This is a genomic window from Mesorhizobium sp. M1403 (assembly GCF_040317695.1).
Classification (GTDB): domain Bacteria; phylum Pseudomonadota; class Alphaproteobacteria; order Rhizobiales; family Rhizobiaceae; genus Mesorhizobium.
In genome coordinates this window covers 1-1,025 of sequence record NZ_JAMYKY010000091.1, presented here as the reverse complement: position 1 = coordinate 1,025, position 1,025 = coordinate 1, and the positions used below count along the sequence as shown (strand labels likewise).

Below are 1,025 nucleotides of genomic sequence, written 5' to 3'. Positions count from 1 at the left end.
GGTGCCGTCGCGGGAGTGGTTGGAATTGAAAGTTGGCGTAGTCTCCGGGGTGTCAAACCTCGAATCATCCGGCGTTAGTTTAGAGCGCCGGACAGGAGACGACGCCATGACAACGACTACCATGAATGCCGACGCCGTTCATCCTGAGGATGAGGCGACGAGCTATCTTTTCGACAACTGGTTTGATCCGATCGAAGCTGGCCTGCGCGAGCGGGTGCGCGGCTTCATCGAGACGATGCTCGAGACCGAGCTGGACGCGGTGCTTGCCCGTCGCCGTTATGGCCGGCAGCCGGCGGCGCGCAGTGATGAGACCGCCGGTGTCGCCGGCCACCGCCACGGCCGCCGGACGCGCACGCTGACAGGGACCTTCGGCACCACCGAGATCACGGTTCCGCGGGCCCGCCTTGATGCCGGCGAGGACAAGACGGTGGAATGGAAGAGCAAGGCCCTGCGCGCCTACCAGCGGCGCACGATGGCCGCCGACGCGCTGATCGCGTCGAGCTACCTGGCCGGCACGAACACGCGACGCGTGCGGCGTGCGCTCGCCGCGCTGTTCGGCGGCGCGATCGGCAAGGACGTCGTCAGCCGCACCTGGCGCAAGGTGAAGACGGACTGGGACGCCTGGAATGCCCGCTCGCTTGCCGACGAGCCGATCGTGCGCCTGATCCTCGACGGGACGGTGGTTCGTGTCAGGCTCGACCGCAAGGCGACCTCGATCTCGCTGCTCGTGGTCATCGGCGTGCGCGAGGACGGACAGAAGATCCTGCTCGCGGTCAAGAATATGGGCGGCGAGACGGCCGAGGCCTGGCGGGCCATTCTCGACGATCTCGTAAGGCGCGGCCTGCGCCGACCCGAGTTTCTCATCGTCGATGGCGCACCCGGCTTGGACAGGGCGATCGCCCTGTGGGACGGCGTGCCAGTGCAGAGATGCACGGTTCATTATGCCGACGTCCGGATTATGCCGACCATGGTGTGGAATCCGGCCTTTTGTGGCGAGGATCGCTGCGATGAGGTCGGCATAATCA

1 protein-coding gene is annotated in these 1,025 nt (G+C 66.0%); it reads left to right on the top strand.

The genetic code is table 11. The features are described 5' to 3' along the window. Positions 1-121: 121 nt before the first annotated feature. The coding region (locus NKH01_RS35160) for an IS256 family transposase (RefSeq protein WP_353024743.1) at positions 122-1,025 on the top strand (904 nt) is incomplete at its 3' end.